Source organism: Trinickia sp. HAY1-2D (assembly GCF_056754935.1).
The window spans coordinates 1,264,218-1,279,668 of record NZ_JBPGWX010000002.1 but is presented as its reverse complement, the minus strand read 5'-3'; the positions used below and the strand labels follow the sequence as shown (position 1 = coordinate 1,279,668).

Here is a 15,451-nt window from a genome sequence, read left to right as displayed (position 1 = left end):
CTTTTTTCCTTATCCAGTTCAGTCAATTAGATTGGGCCGCACTTCTCGTGGCGTCCCGCACCGCGGCCCATACCTTGATGGCATCGACGGTCTCCGCCACGTCGTGCACTCGCACGATCGCTGCACCGCGCTCAGCCGCGCAGACCGCCCCCGCTACGCTGGCCGCGACCCGCTCGGCCGGCGTAGCACGACCCGTGACGACGCCGAACATCGATTTACGCGACATCCCCGCCAGGATCGGAAAGGGCCTTGCTCCCGGCGCAACCCGCGGTGCGGTATCCCGTAGGTGCGCCAGCAGTGCGTAGTTATCTTCGAACGTCGATTTCCCAAAGCCGAATCCCGGATCGACGCTCAACCGCTCGCGCGCGATGCCTTCGCGCATCAGCGTATCGACACGCTCCGTCAGGAACGTACGAACATCCGCCACCACATCGGCATACTCGGGCTTGCCGCGCTGCATTGTCTGCGGTTCTCCGTGCATATGCATCGCGCACAAACCGCAGGCGCTGTCGCGCACGGCCTCGATGGCGCCCGGAAGACGAAAACCCCAAACGTCGTTGATCAGGTCTGCACCGGCCGCCAGCGCGGCCCGCATCACTTCGGGCTTGTAGGTGTCGACGGACAACGGCACGCCGACGCTCGCCAACGCCTCGACGATCGGCATCACGCGGGCCAGCTCTTCATCGAGCGGTACCGGCGGCGCGCCGGGGCGCGTCGATTCGCCGCCGATATCGATGATCTCGACGCCCTCGTGAATCATGCGTTCCGCCTGGCGCAGCGCGTCGTCGCGGGCTGCGTAACGCCCGCCATCGGAAAACGAATCGGGAGTGACGTTGAGAATTCCCATTACGCGGGGCCGCTCGAACGTCAACGTGAACCGGCCGCATTGCAGCGGCTCGGGAAGGGATGCGGGGGAAAGATCAGTGTGCGTCACGAATCGTTGTGCGAGGAAAAAACATCCAGGGGCGCGAGCGCGACGCAACGAAAAAGGCCGGTGCGTCAACCGCACCGGCCCTGTCACGCATCGCAACCTTCGTCAGGCCGGCGCGGTGGCGCTGCCCGGCTTGACCTCAGCGCCCGGCGGCGTCCCACTACTGCCGGACGAGGCATCGGCCGGCGAGGCGCTCTTCGGCGAACGCGGCGGGCGACCGGCCATGATGTCGTTGATCTGGTCCGCATCGATGGTTTCCCATTCCATCAGCGCGGCAGTCATAGCCTCGACCTTGTCGCGGTTGGCTTCGAGCAGGCTCCGCGCAAGGTTGTACTGGTCATCGAGCACGTGGCGAATCTCGGCGTCGACCTTCTGCTGCGTCGCCTCCGAAATGGCGCGCGTAAAGCCCCGGCCGAACGGCGAACTTTCGTTTTCGTCATCGGCGTAGACCATCGGACCGAGCGCATCCGTCATACCGAAGCGCGTCACCATCGCGCGAGCAGTCTGCGTGGCCTTGTTGAAATCGTCCGAGGCGCCGGTGCTGATCAGATTCAGGAACAGCTCCTCCGCAACGCGGCCGCCAAACAGGATCGCGAGCCGATCGAGCAGATAATCCTTGGAATACGTCTCGTTATCGTGCTCGGGCAATTGCCAGGTCACCCCGAGCGCGCGGCCGCGCGGAATGATCGTGACCTTGTGAACCGGATCGGCCTTCGGCAACAACTTCGCCACGACGGCGTGACCGGCTTCGTGATACGCCGTGGCGCGCTTCGCTTCCTCGCGAATCACGGCCGACTTGCGCTCGGGGCCCATGAAGATCTTGTCCTTGGCATCCTCGAAGTCCTGCATCTCGACGATGCGCTTGCCTCGGCGCGCCGCGAAAAGGGCGGCTTCGTTGACGAGGTTCGCGAGGTCCGCGCCCGAAAAACCCGGTGTGCCGCGCGCGATGACGGCAGCGTCCACATCGTTGGCGATCGGAACCTTGCGCAGGTGCACTTTCAAAATCTGCTCGCGGCCGCGAATGTCGGGCAAGCCGACATAGACCTGACGGTCGAAACGGCCGGGACGCAGCAATGCTTTATCGAGCACGTCCGAACGGTTCGTCGCGGCGATGACGATGACGCCCGAATTGGCTTCGAAGCCATCCATCTCGACGAGCATCTGGTTCAGGGTCTGCTCGCGCTCGTCGTTACCGCCCCCCATGCCGGCGCCGCGGTGGCGGCCGACGGCATCGATTTCGTCGATGAAGACGATGCACGGGGCATGTTTTTTCGCTTGCTCGAACATATCGCGAACGCGCGCGGCACCCACGCCGACGAACATTTCAACGAAATCCGAACCGGAGATACTGAAAAACGGCACCTTGGCTTCGCCGGCGATGGCGCGCGCAAGCAGCGTCTTGCCGGTACCCGGTGGCCCGACGAGCAGCACGCCACGCGGAATACGTCCACCGAGCTTCTGAAATTTTTGCGGGTCGCGCAGGAAATCGACGAGTTCGGACACTTCCTCCTTCGCTTCGTCACAACCGGCGACATCCGTGAAATTGATTGCGTTGTTGTTCTCGTCGATCAGACGCGCGCGCGATTTGCCGAACGAGAACGCTCCGCCTTTGCCGCCGCCCTGCATCTGCCTCATCATGTAAAACCAGAATCCGATGATGAGAATCGTCGGTCCGAGGTAGTAAAGCGCCGATACGAGCGCGCTCGGCTCTTCATCGGCCTTGCCGCTCACCTGAACGCCATACTTCATCAGATCGCCGACCATCCAGATGTCGCCCGGCGATACGATCTGGTACTTTTGACCGTCGGCAGGAGTGACCGTGAGATTACGCCCTTGAACGACGACACTCTTGACCTTGCCGTCCTTCGCATCCGTCATGAACTGGGAGTACGAGACACCTTCCTGGACGCGGGGCTTGTCGAACTGCTTGAACACAGTAAACAGCACCAGTGCGATCACCAGCCACACTGCTGCCTTCGAAAACATATTGTTGTTCAAAGCACCACTCCTTCCTTATAGACGGGCGCCTACATTTACCTTGCGGCACCACGAAAGCATTCTAATCCAGTCCGTAGACCCCTGCCATAACGTTTCGTTACCGCGCAAATAGGGTTTTCCGATCCGTCAACGTGTCGTTTTCGCACAGTGCGGGCACCGCGCGGCGCAGCGCTGGCACCGGCGCCCTTGACACGCTCCTTATCCCGGACGCTTCAAATTCCTGCCCAGAATGAACGTCTCGGACGATTTGTCGCGGGAGGCCTTGGGCTTGCGCGCCGCGACCGTCTTGAATTGGCGCTTGAATTTCTCGACGATCTGACTGTAGCCGCTCCCGTGGAAACATTTGACGAGCAAAGCGCCTTCCGGCTTCAGGTGGTTCTGCGCGAATTCGAGGGCGAGATCACAAATATGCTCGATACGCGCCGCGTCCGCCACGGCCACACCGGACAGATTGGGCGCCATATCGGAAATTACAAGGTCCACGCGCCGATCGCCCACTTTCTCTTCGAGCTGCGCCGCAACGGCCTCTTCGCGAAAGTCGCCCTGAATGAAATGAACATCGGCGATGGGCTCCATCGGCAGGAGATCGAGCGCAATGATCGTCCCGTCGATGCCGCCCTCTCGGCTTTCATCGCGGCGCGCGCCGTGCGCGAGCTTGTTGCGCACGTACTGACTCCAGCTGCCCGGCGCCGAGCCGAGATCGACGATCACCTGCCCCGGGCGAATCAGCTTGTCCTGCTCGTCGATTTCCTTGAGTTTGTAGGCCGCGCGGGCGCGGTAACCTTCGCGCTGCGCCAGCTTGACGTAAGGATCGTTGATATGGTCGTGCAGCCACGACTGATTGAAGCGATTTTTTGCCATCGAAAGGTTTACAACTGTTGCTGCGTCGCCGCACTTTTGGCGGATAATACGCGTTTTGCCGATGCGGCCGCCGCGCGCTCGCGGTTTGTCACATTCCTCACGCCTTCGTAACGTATTTGCAAGCTGCCTCGCGTATTCGCAAGCCGCCCACATTCTAGTCGAGTTGCCGATCCCCCATGCCCGCCCTCAAAGTCTCTCCCGCTCAACGCGCCGAATTGCGCGCCCAGGCTCATGCGCTCAAACCGGTTGTGCTGATCGGAGGCGATGGGCTGACCGATGCCGTGCTGGCCGAGATAAAGGTCCACCTCGCCGCGCATGAGCTCATCAAGATTCGCGTATTCGGCGACGAACGCGAGGCGCGCGCGGCCATCTACGAACAGATCTGCGATACGCTCGGCGCCGCTCCGATCCAGCACATCGGCAAATTGCTCGTGGTCTGGAAGCCGCAGGAGAACGCCCGCGCCGCGGTGACCAAACCCGCGGGCCGCACCGCCACCGCGAAAAGCCCCGCCAGCGCCAAGACCGCAGGCCGTGCCGGCGGCGCTAGCGCAGCGCGCAGCCGCGCCATGCCGAGTGTGCAGCAAGCCGCCGGCGAAAAAGCCGGGCGCGGTGCCGCACCCCGCCTGGTAACAGTCGTCAAGCCGAGCGACAACCCCAAGCGCAGGCCGAAACCGCAAACCGTGGTCGTGCGCGGCAATGAACGTGTCACCGCGGGCGGCACGGTCAAGCGTGCGAAGAAACGTCAGACCAGCGCCAAGCGCCAGCATCAAACAGTGAAGTAACCGGGTCTTCAGGGCCCGTCCGATATCGGGGGCCACTCTCGAGCGGCAAGTCAGGTTCGGCTGCTCGCACCGCCGATAGTATCGACGGGCAGCTTCCAGACGAGTACGACGCCCAGCAGGCTCTCGATCAGATAAATCAGGCTCGAGACGCCATGAAGTATCCCGAATCGGGCGGCATACGCCGAATGCGCCAGATCCACGCCGGCGTCGAGTGCCGCGGTGCGCATCGCTTCCATGAACGGCTGCAGCGCGAAATATCCGACCAGCACGCAAATCAGCATACCGGCCAACAACCCTCTGAGCGGCCGGTATGCGAGCGAACCGCGCCGCACGAGTACGTTGCCGAGCGCGAGCGCGAGAATCCCACACAGCACGCCGATCATCGCTTCGATCCGAAAAAGCCGCGCCGCGACAGCGCCCGCCGCGACACGGTCCAGCGTCGCAAACAGCGTGGGCGCGGCAGCGTAGCCGATCGTCAGCAAAGAGCCGACCCAAACGACGACGAGCAATCTGAAAATGCGATGCGGAGCCAGGGACACGTGGCCGCCTGTCAGACGTAGCTCACGGCGATGATTTCGTACTCGCGCACGCCGCCGGGCGCCTGCACCGCAGCGACATCGCCTTCCGACTTGCCGATCAGCGCGCGCGCGATCGGCGAGCTGACGGAGATCAGACCGTGATCGATATCGGCCTCGTCGTCGCCGACGATCTGATAAGTCACGACGTTGCCTGAACCGAGATCCTCGAGCTCGACGGTGGCCGCGAACACCACGCGGCCGTCGGCATCCAGCGCGGCCGGGTCGATCACCTGGGCCGCGGCCAGCTTCGATTCGATCTCCGCAATCCGGCCCTCGATGAATCCCTGCTTTTCCTTTGCCGCATCGTATTCGGCGTTTTCGGACAGATCGCCTTGCGCACGCGCCTCGGCGATCGAGTTGATGACAGAGGGACGCTCGATGGATTTCAATCGCTGCAGTTCGTCGCGCAGCTTGTTGGCGCCCCGTTTTGTCAATGGAATAGTGCTCATAGACAGATCAGTAAGCAAAAAAGACGGCTATAAAAAAGTACCGCGGTTAAGTGCATCCCGTCAGGCGTTGTGGCCACCGGAGGGGACGCCGCTTAACCGCGGCATCTGGGGTCGAAGCCGACCCCGACTAGTAATCAGAAGCCTAGTTTAGGCGAGCGTGAAGGCCTTGTAAATCATAGACTTCCAAGTCGCGCAGGTAACGCAGGCCCTCGACGGCCGCGCGCGCGCCGGACATCGTCGTGTAGTACGTGACCTTATTTGCCTGGGCGCTCATGCGAATCGAGCGCGAATCGGCGATCGCGGCGCGCGTTTCGTCGACCGTCGTGAATACGAGGGCGATCTCGCCGTTTTTGATCATGTCGACGATGTGGGGGCGCCCGTCCTTCACCTTGTTGACGACCTTCACGGGCACACCGGCTGCGGCAATCGCCGCGGCCGTCCCTTTCGTCGCGACAATCGGGTAGCCGAGTTCATGAAGCATGCCGGCCACTTCGACCGCTTTCGCCTTGTCCGCATCCATCACCGTGATCAGCACGGTGCCCGACTCGGGCAGTCGCGAGCCGGCGGCAAGTTGCGACTTGAACAGCGCTTCGCCGAACGTCTGGCCGACGCCCATCACTTCGCCCGTCGAACGCATCTCCGGCCCCAGGACCGGATCGACGGTCGGGAATTTGACGAACGGGAAGACGGCTTCCTTCACGCTGAAGTAAGGCGGCTCGACCTCCTTTCCGACGCCCTGCTGAGCGAGCGTTTGTCCGACCATTGCGCGCGCGGCGATCTTGGCGAGCGGGAGGCCCGTCGCCTTGGAGACGTACGGCACGGTACGCGAAGCGCGCGGATTGACTTCCAGCACGTAGATGACGTCCTTCAGGGTTCCGTCGTCCTGCTTCACCTGCTGAATCGCGAACTGGACGTTCATCAGGCCCACGACGTTCAGGGCGCGCGCCATGGCGCCCGTCTGGCGCTTCAGTTCGGCTACCGTCTCCTTCGAAAGCGAATAAGGCGGCAACGAACAGGCCGAATCGCCCGAATGCACGCCGGCCTGTTCGATGTGTTCCATCACGCCGCCGATGAAGACGGCCTGGCCGTCCGAGATGCAATCGACATCGCACTCGATCGCATCGTTCAGGAAACGGTCGAGCAGCACCGGCGAATCGTTGGACACCTTCACGGCTTCGCGCATATAGCGTTCGAGATCGCGCGGCTCATGGACGATTTCCATCGCGCGCCCACCGAGCACATACGACGGGCGCACGACGAGCGGGTAACCGATCTCGTCGGCAAGCGTGAGCGCGTCCGCTTCGGTGCGCGCCGTGCGGTTCGGCGGCTGACGCAACTGCAGATCCTGCAGCAGCTTCTGGAAGCGCTCGCGATCTTCCGCGGCATCGATCATGTCAGGCGACGTACCGATGATCGGCACGCCGTTGGCTTCCAGATCGAGCGCCAGCTTCAGCGGCGTCTGACCGCCATACTGGACGATCACGCCGAGCGGCTTTTCCTTGTCGACGACCTCGAGGACGTCTTCGAGCGTGAGCGGCTCGAAATAAAGGCGATCGGACGTGTCGTAATCGGTCGACACGGTCTCCGGGTTGCAATTGACCATGATCGTTTCATAGCCATCCTCTCGCATGGCGAGCGCGGCGTGAACGCAGCAGTAGTCGAATTCGATGCCCTGGCCGATGCGGTTCGGGCCGCCGCCGAGCACCATGATCTTCTTGTTCGATGTCGGCATGGCCTCGCACTCTTCCTCGTAGGTCGAGTACATATAGGCCGTCTTCGTGGCGAATTCAGCGGCGCACGTATCGACCCGCTTGTAGACCGGACGCACGTTCAGCTCGATACGGCGACGGCGCACGTCGGCCGGTGCGGCCGCAAGGAGCTTCGCAAGCCGGCGGTCCGAGAACCCGCTTTGCTTCAGGAAGCGAAGCTCGTCCCTGCTGAGGCTCTCGAGCGTACGGCCCGCGAGCGCTTTTTCCCTGGCGACGATTTCTTCGATTTGCGCGAGGAACCACGGATCGATCGAGGTTTCTTCGAACACCTCGTCGAGCGACATGCCGAGGCGGAACGCGTCGCCCACGTACCAGATGCGATCCGGACCGGGCTCGCCGATCTCGCGCACGATCTCGTCGCGGTGCGTGGATTTCTCGTCGAGCCCATCCACGCCGACCTCGAGGCCGCGCAGCGCCTTCTGGAACGATTCCTGGAACGTGCGGCCGATCGCCATGACCTCGCCCACGGATTTCATCTGCGTCGTCAGATGCGAATCGGCCTCGCGGAATTTCTCGAACGCAAAGCGCGGAATCTTCGTGACGACATAATCGATCGTCGGCTCGAACGATGCGGGCGTCTGACCGCCCGTGATTTCGTTCTTGAGCTCGTCGAGCGTATAGCCGACGGCCAGCTTGGCGGCGACCTTCGCAATCGGAAAGCCCGTGGCCTTCGAAGCGAGCGCCGACGAACGCGACACGCGCGGATTCATTTCGATGACGATTACGCGACCGTCATCCGGATTGATGGCGAACTGAACGTTCGAGCCACCCGTATCGACGCCGATTTCACGCAGAACCGCCAGCGACGCGTTGCGCAGTAGCTGGTATTCCTTGTCGGTCAACGTCTGCGCCGGTGCCACGGTGATCGAATCGCCGGTATGGATGCCCATCGGATCGAGGTTTTCGATCGAGCAGACGATGATGCAGTTGTCCGCACGGTCGCGCACCACTTCCATCTCGTACTCTTTCCAGCCGAGCAACGATTCTTCGATGAGCAATTCATGCGTCGGAGAAAGGTCGAGGCCGCGCCGGCAGATTTCTTCGAATTCCTGGCGGTTGTAGGCGATACCGCCGCCCGAGCCGCCGAGCGTGAAGGACGGCCGGATCACGACCGGATAGCCGGGGCCGCCCGTTTGCACGGCGATCTCGGCCTGCACCTTCAGCGCTTCTTCCATCGAATGCGCGACGCCCGACTTCGCCGAGCCGAGGCCGATCTTCGTCATCGCATCCTTGAACTTCTGACGGTCCTCCGCCTTGTCGATCGCTTCCGGCGATGCGCCGATGAGTTCGACGCCATACTTGGCCAGCACACCATGATGGAAAAGATCGAGCGCGCAGTTGAGCGCCGTTTGGCCGCCCATCGTGGGCAGGATCGCATCGGGACGCTCTTTCGCGATGATGCGCTCGACCACCTCCCAGGTAATGGGCTCGATGTAGGTCACGTCCGCCGTGTTCGGATCGGTCATGATCGTGGCCGGGTTGCTGTTGACGAGAATGACCTTGTAGCCCTCCTCGCGCAGCGCCTTGCAAGCCTGTGCGCCCGAGTAATCGAACTCGCACGCCTGGCCGATGATGATCGGACCCGCGCCGATGATGAGAATGCTCTTGATGTCTGTCCGCTTGGGCATAACGCTCTCGCTAATGTATTTCTGGTATCTCTGACGAAAGGCGGCGCGAGCTCTCGCGCCGCGGCACGAATCACGCGGCCGCGCTACCGCGCTTCGCGTCCATCAACGCGGTGAAGCGGTCGAACAGATAGCCGATATCGTGCGGACCCGGCGATGCCTCGGGGTGACCCTGGAAGCAGAACGCGGGCTTGTCCGTCAATTCGAAACCCTGCAAGGTGCCGTCGAAAAGCGAGATGTGCGTGACGCGCGCATTGGGCGGCAGCGTCGCCGCATCGACAGCGAAACCATGGTTCTGCGATGTGATGACGACCCGGCCGTCCCCCAGATCTTTCACAGGATGATTCGCGCCATGGTGGCCCGTTTTCATCTTCATCGTCTTTGCGCCGACGGCGAGGCCCATGATCTGCTGACCGAGACAGATGCCGAAAGTCGGAACGCCGCGGTCGATAAACTCCTTCGTCGCCGCGATCGCGTAATCGCAAGGCTCCGGGTCGCCGGGGCCGTTCGACAAGAACACGCCGTCCGGATTGAGCCCGAGTGCATCAGCCGCGCTCGATTGCGCGGGCAGCACCGTGACTTGGCAGCCGCGCTCGGCGAGCATGCGCAGGATGTTGTACTTGACGCCGTAATCGAAGGCGACCACGCGGTAGCGCGGGGAGCGCTGCGCCCCGAAACCGCTGCCGAGCCGCCATTCGGTCTGCGCCCACTCGTAGGGCTTGGCAGTGGAAACGACCTTGGCGAGGTCCATGCCCGCGAGCCCTGGGAACGAGCGCGCAAGCTCCACGGCGCGCGCTTCGTCGTCGGTACCCGCGAGAATGCAGCCGTTTTGCGCACCTTTGTCGCGCAAAATGCGGGTGAGCCGGCGCGTATCGATTCCGGCGATGGCCACGACGCCTTCGTCGCGCAGATACTCGGCGAGCGTGCGCTGCATCCGGAAGTTCGACGCCCGCACCGGCAGATCGCGCACGATCAGGCCCGCGGCATGAACTTTCATCGATTCGACGTCTTCACCGTTGACCCCGACGTTACCGATATGGGGATAGGTGAGCGTCACGATCTGGCGCGCGTAGCTCGGATCGGTCAGGATCTCCTGATAACCGGTGATGGCCGTGTTGAAGACCACCTCGCCGATCGTATGGCCGGCCGCGCCGATCGCGTAACCGCGAAAGACCGTGCCGTCAGCGAGTGCAAGCAGAGCGGGAGGAAAAGACGGCAACACGGGAAGCTCCTTGGGGAGCACCCTGTTGCCGACCTGTCATCCGCCCGGAGGCTGCCACGGCGCCGATGTCTCGGCGGCAAGCGCGGCGCTCGACGTTCCTCGTTGCGCGTGAAGCCTGGCTGGCGCGCCCGGACGCTCGATGGCCCGGAATCGAAGGCTTTTGCCAAACTACGCCACGGTGCATTGAGCGGCGGATGAACGGGATGGGGAAGGTAGGCGCTAGGGTGCGGGTTGAATAGCGAAACTTTCGAATTATAGCGTGAAAGCCCTATTCCCGACAATGGACATACGGGGATGCGGTGGTATGAGCGGGCGTTCGCCGTACCGAAGGACGGCGAACGTATCACATCGGATCAAGCACGTATCAAGCGCTCACTGCTGCTTGGTTTGTCCGCGCGACGATGCAACGGTCGTGCTCTGCTGCCGGCCTTGCACCGGCTTCGCACTGCTCTTCCTGGCCGACTTCGAGGCTGTTTCGACGCTCTTTCGGGCCGGCGCGTCAGCCTTGTTTTCGCCTTTGCCGGCGGCGGCACGGGCCGCAACCTTCACGGACTTTGTCCGCGCCGCGCCGCGTGCGGCGCTCCGACTCGAATGCGCTTTCGGTTTCACTTCCGCCGCGCGTGCTTCGATCTTCTCGGCGCGCGCATCGGCCGGCACTTCCGTGGCGATTTTCTGCGGCCCCGGCTCCGCCGGCATCGTCTTGCCCACCGGCACGTGCAGCACGATCACCTGACCCGGCATGAGCGTTTCGCGCCGGGTCCTCTTGTTCCACGCCCTCAGTTGCGCGATCGAGACCTGATAGCGCGCCGCAACCGCCGCGAGCGATTGCTTGCGACGCACGCGGATCAGCATCTTGCGAGTGTCCGGAACGTCGGGCTCCATCGCGAGCACCGCGCTTTCGGCAACATCGGCGCTGATATCCTCGTCGTCGCCGTCACGCGGCACGAGCAGCGTCGAACCGGGCTTCAGGCGCATGCCGGCCGGAATCTTGTTGACCTCCATCAGCGTGTCGGCATCGACCCCGAGCTTTTCAGCGAGGGCCGCAGGCCGCGCGCGCTCCGTCACCGTATAGGTGGTCCAGGACGACAATTGGCCGCCGTACGACTTGAGATTGCGTTCGAAAGCGCTTGCGTTGTCGAACGGCAGCAGGATTTGCGGCTGCGTCGCGCCGAGGATCACCGGCCGCTTGAACGACGGGTTCAGCGAACGGAACTCGTCGAGCGACATGTCGGCGAGCTTCGCGGCCGTTGCGACGTCGATATCGTGCGACGTCGTGACCGACACGAAATAGGGGTGGTTTGGAATCGACGGCAACGCCAACCCATACATCTGCGGGTTGACCACGATGTTCTTCACCGCCTGAAGCTTCGGCACGTAGTTGCGCGTCTCGTTCGGCATGCGCAGGCTTTGATAGTCGGTCGGCAAACCGGCCGCCTGATTGCGCGCGATCGCCCGCTGCACGTTGCCTTCGCCCCAGTTGTAGGCGGCCAGCGCGAGGTACCAGTCGCCGAACATGTCATGCAGGCGCGACAGATAGTCGAGCGCGGCGCCGGTCGAAGCCAGCACGTCGCGGCGCTCGTCTTGCCACATGTTCTGCTTGAGGTTATAGGTGCGCCCGGTGCCGGGCACGAACTGCCACATGCCCGCAGCTTTCGCGACCGACAGCGCCTGCGGGTTGTACGCCGATTCGATGAACGGCAGCAGGGCGAGCTCCGTGGGCATGTGCCGCGCCTCGAGCTCTTCGACGATGTAATAGAGGTACTTCTGCGAACGCTCCGTCATGCGCTGGACGTAGTCCGGGCGCTGCGCATACCAATTGACCTGCATATCGACCAGGTCGCCCTGCAAGTCCGGAAGCTGAAAGCCGCGGCGGATGCGGCCCCACAGGTCGCTGTCCGCGGTCGTCAGTTGATCGACGGAGCCGGTATCGACGTCGATCGTTTGTTTCGCGGTGGCGGTGCGCAGGGAGTCAGGAGCGGCTTGCGGAGTGGAAGCGTCGTTGGAGGAGGAGTTCGCCGTCGGTCCGCTGCTCGCGCAGGCGGCGAGCGTCAGAACCAATAGCGCACTGAGGATAAATCGCATGAACGTCTCGGCTTCCAAAACTGGAAATTTGCAGGCGATAGTACGAAAGCATGCCGGCCGCGTCAACTGAAAAGCCAAAAAAATGCTGACAAATCCGAGGCTTGGCGCACGTTTTCGATTCGTTTTCCGAGCCGGGTACCCGCTTTCACCGCAGTGGCCTGCTCGTGTCGCGCCATGCCACGCCTAGCGGAAGCGGTTTTTCCACTCGCGCATCAGCGTGAACGAGGTCAACTTATCGGGCACCGTCTCATGGAGTTGTTCGGCGAGCGTGGCGCGAATCTCGTCGCGCTGCGCGCGCAGAAACGGGTTCACGGCGCGCTCGTGCGCGATCGTGGTGGGCAGCGTCGGCTCCTCGCGCGCGCGGCGTGCCGCCGCCTCCTCCTGCCACGCCCGCAGTTCGGCATTGCCGGGCTCGCAGGCCAGCGCGAAGCGGATATTGGCCAGCGTATATTCGTGTGCGCAATGCACTTGCGTTTCACCGGGCAATGCCGCGAGCGCGTCGAGCGAGGCAAGCATCTGCGCCGGCGTGCCTTCGAAGAGCCGCCCGCAACCGCAGGCGAAGAGCGTATCGCCGCAGAACACATGGGGCGCCGCGCCGGCGCGGCCGTCCTGGAAGTACGCGATATGCCCGCGTGTATGGCCGGGCACGTCGAGCACCGCCAGGTCCATCGCGGGCGATTCGAGGCGCACGCGATCTCCGCCCGACAGAGGGTGCGTGACCTCGGCGATGGCTTCCGCCGCCGGCCCATAGACGGGGATCGATGAGTCGCCGCAAAGATCGGCGACACCGCCGACATGGTCGGCATGGTGGTGCGTGAGTAAAATAGCGCTCAGTCGCAAGCGTCGTTGCGCGAGAAACGCGCGCACCGGAGCGGCTTCGCCCGGGTCGACCACGACCGCATCGCGCCCGTTCGACACGAGCCAGATGTAGTTGTCCGTAAAGGCCGGCACCGGCACGTATTCGAGCGTATTCATAGGCGACGCACCACACGATGTCTGATCGACCGATTATAGACTGGCCCGCCTGGACCGACTCTCCGCCCGGCCGTTACGTCCTGGCGTGGGAGCAGGCGCAGCTCGACCGCGTCGTATCCAACGTATTCGGTTATCACGCGCTGCAACTCGGCCTGCCGCAGCTCGACGCGCTGCGGGAAAACCGTATGCCGTGCCGCGCGCTCGTGCTGGACGCTGCCAGCGGCGCAAGCTCGCCCTATCGTTTTCCGCCGGCCGCGCCCGACCCGCTTGCGCCGCCTGTATCGCCCATACCGCCGGTGCCGCCCGATGTGCCGCTCGCGGCAAGCGACCGCTTCGCGCCCGATGGTCGCACCACGGTCTGGTGCGACCTACTGGATTTGCCGTTCGAAGCGCAAAGCGTCGATCTGATCGTGATGCCCCATACGCTCGAATTCACGCGCGATCCGCACCGCCTGCTGCGCGAGGCCGAGCGCGTGCTGATGCCCGAGGGGCAACTGATCATTCTTGGCTTCAATTCGCTCAGCTTGTGGGGCGTGCGGCAATCGGTGGGCAAAATGACCGGACGCCCTTTCGTGCCGGCCGCACAAGACCTCATCGCATTCACGCGCATCAAGGACTGGATCAAGTTGCTCGGCTTCGAACTTGAACGCGGACGCTTCGGCTGCTATCGTCCGCCCCTCGTCGGCGAAAAGTGGCTTACGCGCTTTTCGTTCATGGAAGATGCCGGCGACCGATGGTGGCCCATTTTCGGTGCTGCCTACATGGTGACGGCGGTCAAGCGCGTGCGCGGCATGCGGCTCATTGGCCCCGTCAGGACGAAAAAGCCGGTGCTCGCACCGGGGCTCACGCCCGCAGCGACTCACAAGACACACAACCCGAGAATATGACGTGACGCCCGAGTTCATCGAAATCTATACGGACGGCGCGTGCAAGGGCAACCCGGGCCCCGGCGGATGGGGCGCGCTGTTGCGCTACGGCACGCAAGAGAAGGAACTCTTCGGCGGCGAGGCCTGCACGACGAACAACCGCATGGAGCTGATGGCAGTCATCGCCGCGCTCGAAGCCTTGAAGCGTCCGTGCAAGGCCGTCATCCATACCGATTCGCAATACGTGCAAAAAGGCATCAGCGAGTGGATTCACGGCTGGAAGAAAAAGAATTGGATGACGGCCGCGAGAACGCCCGTGAAAAACGCCGACCTCTGGAGGCGGCTCGACGCACTGGCGGCCATGCATGAAATCGAGTGGCGCTGGGTGAAAGGCCACGCCGGGCATCCCGAGAACGAGCGGGCCGATGCGCTGGCGAACCGCGGCGTCGCCGCGCTGGCCGTTGGTTGAGTGCGTGGCCGTTGCGCCGCGCGTGCCTCGAAACAACCGTTTTTGAACTACCTTGTCGACTATGCGCCAGATCGTCCTCGATACCGAAACCACAGGCCTCAATGCACGCACAGGCGACCGCATCATCGAAATCGGCGGCGTCGAACTGATCAACCGCCGGCTGACCGGCAACAATCTGCATTTTTATATCAACCCCGAACGCGACAGCGATCCAGGGGCGCTGGCCGTTCACGGGCTGACCACCGAGTTTTTGAGCGATAAGCCGAAGTTCGCCGAAATCGTCGATGAACTGCGCGACTATCTGCGCGGCGCCGAGCTCGTCATCCACAACGCGGCATTCGATCTGGCCTTTCTCGAAGCCGAGTTCGCGTTGCTTGGATTGCCACCGTTCTCGGAACACTATGCGAGCGTGATCGATACGCTCGTTCAGGCGAAGTCGATGTTCCCGGGCAAGCGCAATTCGCTCGATGCCCTGTGCGATCGCTTCGGTATCAGCAATGCGCACCGCACGCTGCACGGCGCGTTGCTCGACTCGGAACTGCTGGCCGAGGTCTATCTAGCGATGACGCGTGGCCAGGAAAGCCTCGTCATCGATATGTTGGGCGACGCGCCGGCGCAGGCGGATGTCGCCGCACCGCGCGCCGGTGCGGTGCTCGAGTCGGTGGTGCTGCCCGTCCTGGCGGCGCAGGGCGAGGAACTCGCGGCGCACCAGGCTGTGCTCGACGATATCGAAAAGGCGACCAAGGGGACAAGCGTCTGGCGACGGGAGCCGGCGGGCGACGACGGCGATGCCGCCGTTGCGCAAGCCGCTTAAAAAGCGCTTTACGCGCAATGCGGCGTCTGC

Annotated in this window: 13 protein-coding genes; 4 read left to right on the top strand and 9 right to left on the bottom strand. The window is 63.1% G+C overall.

Going from position 1 to position 15,451, the window contains the following annotated elements; translation table 11 throughout:
- Positions 1-22: 22 nt before the first annotated feature.
- From folP to ACR9ZC_RS12915, 3 genes are all read right to left on the bottom strand, one after another.
- Positions 23-847: a dihydropteroate synthase gene (gene folP, locus ACR9ZC_RS12925; protein ID WP_481582661.1), complete on the bottom strand. Its 825-nt coding sequence runs from the start codon at positions 845-847 to the stop codon at positions 23-25.
- Between the two features lie 189 nt (positions 848-1,036).
- Positions 1,037-2,929: an ATP-dependent zinc metalloprotease FtsH gene (gene ftsH, locus ACR9ZC_RS12920; RefSeq protein WP_331567291.1), complete on the bottom strand. Its 1,893-nt coding sequence runs from the start codon at positions 2,927-2,929 to the stop codon at positions 1,037-1,039.
- 198 nt (positions 2,930-3,127) lie between these two features.
- A complete protein-coding gene (locus tag ACR9ZC_RS12915) occupies positions 3,128-3,790 on the bottom strand; it encodes an RlmE family RNA methyltransferase (protein ID WP_331567289.1) in 663 nt (220 codons plus the stop codon).
- Between the two features lie 176 nt (positions 3,791-3,966).
- Here ACR9ZC_RS12915 and ACR9ZC_RS12910 point away from each other — a divergent pair, with 176 nt between their 5' ends.
- Positions 3,967-4,572, top strand: a complete 606-nt coding sequence (locus ACR9ZC_RS12910) for a YhbY family RNA-binding protein (protein WP_481580572.1) — start codon at positions 3,967-3,969, stop codon at positions 4,570-4,572.
- Between the two features lie 50 nt (positions 4,573-4,622).
- Here the strand turns inward: ACR9ZC_RS12910 and ACR9ZC_RS12905 are convergent, their stop codons facing one another.
- The 6 genes from ACR9ZC_RS12905 to gloB form a co-directional block, all read right to left on the bottom strand.
- Positions 4,623-5,111, bottom strand: coding sequence for a DUF4149 domain-containing protein (locus tag ACR9ZC_RS12905; protein ID WP_481580571.1), 489 nt, complete (start codon positions 5,109-5,111; stop codon positions 4,623-4,625).
- Between the two features lie 11 nt (positions 5,112-5,122).
- The gene (gene greA, locus ACR9ZC_RS12900; RefSeq protein WP_440560839.1) at positions 5,123-5,599 is read right to left on the bottom strand and encodes a transcription elongation factor GreA; all 477 of its coding nucleotides are present in this window, start codon (positions 5,597-5,599) and stop codon (positions 5,123-5,125) included.
- 142 nt (positions 5,600-5,741) lie between these two features.
- Positions 5,742-8,996: a carbamoyl-phosphate synthase large subunit gene (carB, locus tag ACR9ZC_RS12895; protein WP_481580570.1), complete on the bottom strand. Its 3,255-nt coding sequence runs from the start codon at positions 8,994-8,996 to the stop codon at positions 5,742-5,744.
- A 70-nt stretch (positions 8,997-9,066) separates the two neighbouring features.
- The gene (carA, locus tag ACR9ZC_RS12890; protein ID WP_481580569.1) at positions 9,067-10,215 is read right to left on the bottom strand and encodes a glutamine-hydrolyzing carbamoyl-phosphate synthase small subunit; all 1,149 of its coding nucleotides are present in this window, start codon (positions 10,213-10,215) and stop codon (positions 9,067-9,069) included.
- Positions 10,216-10,587: 372 nt separating this feature from the next.
- Positions 10,588-12,297, bottom strand: coding sequence for a transglycosylase SLT domain-containing protein (locus tag ACR9ZC_RS12885; RefSeq protein WP_481580568.1), 1,710 nt, complete (start codon positions 12,295-12,297; stop codon positions 10,588-10,590).
- A gap of 183 nt (positions 12,298-12,480) precedes the next feature.
- Positions 12,481-13,272, bottom strand: coding sequence for a hydroxyacylglutathione hydrolase (gene gloB / locus ACR9ZC_RS12880; RefSeq protein ID WP_481580567.1), 792 nt, complete (start codon positions 13,270-13,272; stop codon positions 12,481-12,483).
- A gap of 17 nt (positions 13,273-13,289) precedes the next feature.
- On the opposite strand from gloB, the gene ACR9ZC_RS12875 reads away from it, so the two are divergent.
- The 3 genes from ACR9ZC_RS12875 (at position 13,290) to dnaQ (ending at position 15,421) form a co-directional block, all read left to right on the top strand.
- Positions 13,290-14,159, top strand: a complete 870-nt coding sequence (locus ACR9ZC_RS12875; protein ID WP_481580566.1) for a class I SAM-dependent methyltransferase — start codon at positions 13,290-13,292, stop codon at positions 14,157-14,159.
- Between the two features lies 1 nt (position 14,160).
- Positions 14,161-14,607 (top strand): ribonuclease HI, encoded by a 447-nt coding sequence (rnhA, locus tag ACR9ZC_RS12870; protein ID WP_331567271.1) that lies wholly within the window; start codon positions 14,161-14,163, stop codon positions 14,605-14,607.
- A gap of 61 nt (positions 14,608-14,668) precedes the next feature.
- Positions 14,669-15,421: a DNA polymerase III subunit epsilon gene (dnaQ, locus tag ACR9ZC_RS12865; RefSeq protein ID WP_481582660.1), complete on the top strand. Its 753-nt coding sequence runs from the start codon at positions 14,669-14,671 to the stop codon at positions 15,419-15,421.
- Positions 15,422-15,451 lie beyond the last annotated feature (30 nt).